Annotated in this window: 5 protein-coding genes and 1 pseudogene; 3 read left to right on the top strand and 3 right to left on the bottom strand. The window is 68.9% G+C overall.

Translation table 11 applies throughout. The features are described from left to right. Positions 1-223 precede the first annotated feature (223 nt). Genes VGD32_RS00415 through VGD32_RS00425 form a run of 3 tightly spaced genes read right to left on the bottom strand, consistent with a single transcriptional unit; the run spans position 224 to position 2,990 of the window. Positions 224-1,558: a sorbosone dehydrogenase family protein gene (locus VGD32_RS00415; protein WP_331029935.1), complete on the bottom strand. Its 1,335-nt coding sequence runs from the start codon at positions 1,556-1,558 to the stop codon at positions 224-226. A 29-nt stretch (positions 1,559-1,587) separates the two neighbouring features. Beyond that, positions 1,588-2,127 (bottom strand): lipocalin family protein, encoded by a 540-nt coding sequence (locus VGD32_RS00420; protein WP_331029936.1) that lies wholly within the window; start codon positions 2,125-2,127, stop codon positions 1,588-1,590. Positions 2,128-2,183: 56 nt separating this feature from the next. Continuing rightward, a complete protein-coding gene (locus tag VGD32_RS00425) occupies positions 2,184-2,990 on the bottom strand; it encodes a DUF1206 domain-containing protein (RefSeq protein WP_331029939.1) in 807 nt (268 codons plus the stop codon). Positions 2,991-3,193: 203 nt separating this feature from the next. On the opposite strand from VGD32_RS00425, the gene VGD32_RS00430 reads away from it, so the two are divergent. The 3 genes and pseudogenes from VGD32_RS00430 to VGD32_RS00440 form a co-directional block, all read left to right on the top strand. Further along, positions 3,194-4,132: an ABC transporter ATP-binding protein gene (locus VGD32_RS00430; RefSeq protein ID WP_331029937.1), complete on the top strand. Its 939-nt coding sequence runs from the start codon at positions 3,194-3,196 to the stop codon at positions 4,130-4,132. Continuing rightward, positions 4,129-4,905, top strand: coding sequence for an ABC transporter permease (locus VGD32_RS00435; RefSeq protein WP_331029938.1), 777 nt, complete (start codon positions 4,129-4,131; stop codon positions 4,903-4,905). Before VGD32_RS00430 ends, VGD32_RS00435 begins: the two co-directional genes overlap by 4 nt. Before the next feature lie 85 nt (positions 4,906-4,990). Next, positions 4,991-5,305 (top strand): annotated as a pseudogene (locus VGD32_RS00440) (hypothetical protein); the annotation flags it as partial.

Genomic DNA, 5,305 nt, shown 5'->3' on the forward strand with positions numbered 1-5,305 from the left:
CGCGCCGGCCCGCACGGCCGCGGCCGCCCCGGTCCCGACGCCCCGGGCCGCCGCTCCGGCCGAACCGACGGGCCCGCAGCCCTATACCGCCACCCTGAACACGGCGCCTTCCACGACGACGCCGGCACCGGCCCAGCCGCCGGTGATCGTGATCCAGCCGACCTCCTGATCCGGCCCCTGACAGAACAGGCCCCGGCGGAGCGATCCGCCGGGGCTTTTCGCGTCAGGCGGCGGGCGCGGCCGGGGCCGCGACGGGCGACACCCGCCAGATGACATTGCCCACGTCGTCAGCCACGAGCAGGGCGCCGCGTCCGTCGAACTGCACGCCGACCGGGCGCCCCATGGCCTGGTCCTCGGCATTGAGGAATCCGCTCAGGATGTCCTCGGGCATCCCCGCCGGAACCCCGTTGACGAACGGCACGAAGATGACCCGGTAGCCGTTGCGCGGCTTGCGATTCCATGAGCCGTGCTGACCGACGAAGGCCCCGCCGCGATAGCGCGCCGGAAACAGCGTGCCTTCTCCGAATGTGAGCCCCAGCGACGCCGTGTGGGCGCCCAGGGCGTAGTCCGGCTTGATCGCCCGGGCGACCATGGCGGGATTGGCCGGCTCGACGCGCGTATCGACGATCGCGCCGTAGTAGCTCCACGGCCAGCCGTAGAAGCCGCCGGGCCGCACGGACGTCATATAGTCCGGCACCAGGTCGTGACCCAGTTCGTCGCGCTCGTTGACCGAGACCCACAGCTGTCCGCTGTCCGGCTGCCAGGCCATGCCGACCGGGTTGCGCAAACCGGACGCGAACACCCGTCGCGCGCCCGTGGCGGGGTCGATCTCGAGCACGGCGGCGCGGTCCACCTCCTCGTCCAGTCCGTTCTCGCCGATGTTGGAGTTCGATCCGACGCCGACATAGAGGCGAGAGCCGTCCGCGCTGGCGACGAGGCTCTTGGTCCAGTGGTGGTTCCGGCCGGCCGGCAGGTCGGCGACCTTGCGGGCCGCCGCGGTGATCTGCGTCTGGCCCGTCCGATAGGGGAAGGCGACCACGGCGTCGGCGTTGGCGACATAGAGGGTGTCGCCGACCAGAACCATGCCGAACGGCGAGGTCAGGTTCTGCAGGAAGGCGGTCTTCGTTTCCGCCACCCCGTCGCCATCGGCGTCGCGGAGCAGGGTGATGCGGTTGGCGCTGGGGGCCTTGGCGCCCGCCTTCTTCATGAACAGACCCTGGAAGAAGCCGCGCAGGCCGCCCTTCTTGTCTTCCGGCTTGGGCGGAGCATTGGTTTCGGCCACCAGGATGTCGCCGTTGGGCAGGCGATAAAGCCAGCGCGGGTGGTCCAGACCGGAGGCGAAGGCCTGCACCCGGAAGCCCGGCGCCGGCGTTGGCGTGCGGCCTTCGGGCCAGCCGACCGCCTCGGCCACGTTGACGACCGGGATCAGCGATCGCTGCGGCGCCGGAAGCGTGGGGTTGGGCCCGAAGCCGAGCGCCGGGTCGAGGGCGCTGCCGCCGTCGCAGGCGGCCACGGTCACCAGCAGGGCGGCGGCGAGAAGTGGGGGCAGGCGGGACATGACGGATCTCCAGGGCGAACGCGCCAGGATCAGAACGCGGGAAACTCCAGCCGGCTCACATCATACCCCAGGGCCCGCGCCCGGGCGACGAGGGCCTGAAGCTCCGCCTCGTCCGGAACCTCGCGGGTGTAGATCCACAGCTTGTCGAAGGCGGGGTCCGAGGAAATGAACCAGCTGTAGTCCTCGGCGTGATCGAGCACCCAGTAATCCCACGTCACAAGACCGCCGAGGTAGCGGGCGCGCAGCCTGGCGTTAAATCCCGGGTCGAGGATTTCGCCGCGCGCACCGATCGACTTTTCGCGCCCCTGCGGCGTGCCGACCTGACAGGTGTCGCGGACGTCGACCCTGGTCGGATTCACCAGCACATAGTTGGTGGCCCCGGCGACGCAGCCGTCCGTCAGCCGCATCGGCAGTCTGGCGATCTCGAGCCAGCGGCCGGTGTAGAAGCGCTCCGGATCCACCGCCCGGGCCGGAGCGGGCGCGCGAACGTCGCTCGCCCGGGGCGGGGTCACGCAGCCGGACAGGAACAGGGCGAGGGCGACCAGCGCGACCCGGCTCGATAGAGACATGTTGCAGCTCCGGCAGCTCGTTCTGGCGATACGCCGGGCGCGCCCGGCCGGATGCTTCAGGGCAGGGGTTTCAACTTGCGCGGCGGTCGGATGCGCCTGAATCGGGCCTCGATGAAGGAGAAGAGTCCAAAGGCGACGAAGCCGAGTGCGGTCAGGACCAGGATCCACGGGCCGGCCGGCTGGCGTTCGACGGCGTTCAGGGCGGAGCCGAAACTGGTCACCTCCGACGCCTCGGCATGGAAGCCGGCGATGACCACGAGGCCGGCGAGCGGCAGATAGGCCGCTCCGCGGGCGACATGGCCGAGCCGGGCGAGGGGAGCGACGCGGCGGCACAGGCGCGCCGAGCAGGCGAGGTACTCGGTGAAGTCCTCCCGGGCCGCCTTGATGATATTGCTGATCCCGATGCCGAAGATCGCCAGACCGCCGGCGACCAGCAGCCATTTGCCGAACGGGAGGTCCAGCACGGTCGCGGCGTAGTCCCGGCTTTGCGCCACCCCCTCGGCCGCGGGGTCGTCCGGCGGGCCCTTGAGCAGACCAAAGGCGGCCACGGCGAGAGCCCCATAGCTGAAGGCGCTGAACAACTGGCTCACCCGGGTGCCGAGGCCACGCCATGACGTGCCCTCATGATCCGCGTCGAAAACCGACTGGAGCAGCCGCCACATGACGAAGGCGGCGAGGCCCAGGCCGATCAGAACGGCCCAGACCCGACCGAGCGGGCGTTGGGCCAGCCATTCGAGCGCCCCCTTCGTCCCGACGGAATCGCCGATCAGATCCACCGCCGCCAGCAGGATCAGGGCGCCCACCGAGAGGTAGACGAACCCCCGCGCCCCATAGCCGACGCGGGCCGCCCATTCGATCAACACCTGCAATCGTGGAACCCGGCGCAGGGCGGGCAAGCGGTGACGGCCGAGGTCGCCCAGACTCGCCAGGCGGGAACGGAGGGAGGCGAGGGGATTCGGCACGGGGACCTAAACCCCCTCGGCGGAATATGGCTCCGCTATTGCTTCGCCGGCCTTGAGGTGCGGCGTACGGACGCATATCTGCTGCCCGCTCAGGGAGGGCGCGCATGCAGCCGGTGATCTCCATCGAAGGTCTGACCAAGACCTACAAGTCCGGGCTCCAGGCCCTCAAACCCATCGACCTGACCATCCGGAAGGGCGAGATCTTCGCCCTGCTGGGGCCCAACGGCGCGGGCAAGACCACGCTGATCTCCGTCGTGTGCGGCATCGTCACCCCGACCACCGGAACGATCGTCGCCGACGGCCACGACATCCAGACCGAATACCGGCAGGCGCGCAGCAAGATCGGCCTCGTGCCGCAGGAACTGACCACCGACGCATTCGAGACCGTGATGGCCACGGTGAGCTTCAGCCGCGGCCTGTTCGGCCGAGCCCCGAACCCCGCCTACATCGAGAGCGTGCTGCGCGAGCTGTCGCTGTGGGAGAAGCGCAACGACAGGATCATGACCCTGTCGGGCGGCATGAAGCGCCGGGTCATGATCGCCAAGGCCCTCAGCCACGAGCCGGACATCCTGTTCCTCGACGAGCCAACGGCGGGTGTCGATGTCGAGTTGCGCCGCGACATGTGGAACCTTGTCCGCCGCCTGAGGGATCAGGGCGTCACCATCATCCTGACCACCCACTATATCGAGGAGGCCGAGGAGATGGCCGACCGGGTGGGCGTGATCCTCAAGGGCGAGCTGATCCTGGTCGAGGAAAAGACCGCCCTGATGAAGAAGCTGGGCAAGAAGACGCTGACCCTGCACCTGCAGGATCCGCTGGCGGCCGTGCCGGCCGGGCTGGCCGAATGGAAGGTGGCGCTCAGGAACGAGGGCCACGAGCTGGAATACGTGTTCGATTCCAATCTGGAGAAGACCGGCGTGCCGTCTTTGCTGCGCGCGCTCAGCGACCTCGGCATCGCCTTCAAGGATCTGAACACCAGCCAGAGCTCGCTCGAGGACATCTTCGTCAGCCTTGTCCATCGCGATACGGGAGCGGCCGCATGAACAGCCTGACCTTCAACGGATACGGCGTCTGGGCCATCTACAAGTTCGAGATGGCGCGGGCGCTGCGCACCATCTGGCAGAGCATCGTCACTCCGGTGATCACGACGGCCCTGTATTTCGTCGTCTTCGGCTCGGCCATGGGCGGCCAGATGCGCGAGGTCGACGGCGTGCCCTACGGGGCCTTCATCGTGCCCGGCCTGATCATGCTCAGCCTGTTCACCCAGTCGATCTTCAACGCCTCCTTCGGCATCTATTTTCCCAAGTTCACGGGCACGATCTACGAACTGCTGTCCGCGCCCGTTTCGCCGCTGGAGATCGTCATCGCCTATGTCGGGGCCGCGGCGACCAAGTCGGCGGTGCTGGGACTGATCATCCTGGCGACGGCGGCGCTGTTCGTGCCCCTGCGAATCCTTCACCCGCTCGAAATGCTGGCCTTCCTGATCCTCGTTTCGACGACCTTCAGCCTGTTCGGGTTCATCATCGGAATCTGGGCCAACGGCTTCGAACAGCTGCAGATGATCCCGATGCTGGTGGTCACGCCGCTGACCTTCCTTGGCGGCTCCTTCTACCCGATCGACGTGCTGCCGCCGGTCTGGCAGACCGTCTCCCTCTTCAACCCCGTGGTCTATCTCATCTCGGGCTTCCGCTGGACCTTCTACGGCAGCGGGGACGTGGGCATCGGGATCAGCCTGGCGGCGACGTTCGGCTTCCTGCTGATCTGCCTGACCATCGTCGGCTGGATGTTCCGCACCGGCTACCGGCTCAAGAACTAGGCCGTCACGAAACGGGCCAGATCGGTGCGCACCTTTGTCCGGTCTTCGCGTTTCTGAAGCGCGCCCCGGCGGCGCGGGAGAGTCCATGTCCACCGACGACAACCAGCCCCTGAACGGTTCGCCCACCCCCTTCCGCCGGCCGATCAGCTGGGGCCGTCCGCCGGCGACCGTGTTCCGGGCCGGGCCCCTGCCGAAGGGCGAGCGCCTGCCCCCGCTGCCGGAGCCGCCGGCGCCCGACCCGCTGTCGGGGACGCCGGTGCGGTCGAACCCCGCCGCCATCCTGCGCGGCTCGATGATCCCGCAGGCCGCGACCCGGCCGGCGCCCGCGCCGGAACGGGCGAGCTTCGCGGAACCGTCGCCGCGTCCCGCGCCCGCCCCGACCCCCAGGCCGAGCCCCGCG

The organism is Brevundimonas sp., assembly GCF_036402095.1.
GTDB lineage: Bacteria > Pseudomonadota > Alphaproteobacteria > Caulobacterales > Caulobacteraceae > Brevundimonas.

What these genes read in the sequence shown, in the direction of transcription:
- VGD32_RS00415 (WP_331029935.1), bottom strand. Translation starts at nt 1,558, where the DNA reads ATGTCCCGCCTGCCCCCACTTCTCGCCGCCGCCCTGCTGGTGACCGTG.
- VGD32_RS00420 (WP_331029936.1), bottom strand. Translation starts at nt 2,127, where the DNA reads ATGTCTCTATCGAGCCGGGTCGCGCTGGTCGCCCTCGCCCTGTTCCTG.
- VGD32_RS00430 (WP_331029937.1), top strand. Translation starts at nt 3,194, where the DNA reads ATGCAGCCGGTGATCTCCATCGAAGGTCTGACCAAGACCTACAAGTCC.
- VGD32_RS00435 (WP_331029938.1), top strand. Translation starts at nt 4,129, where the DNA reads ATGAACAGCCTGACCTTCAACGGATACGGCGTCTGGGCCATCTACAAG.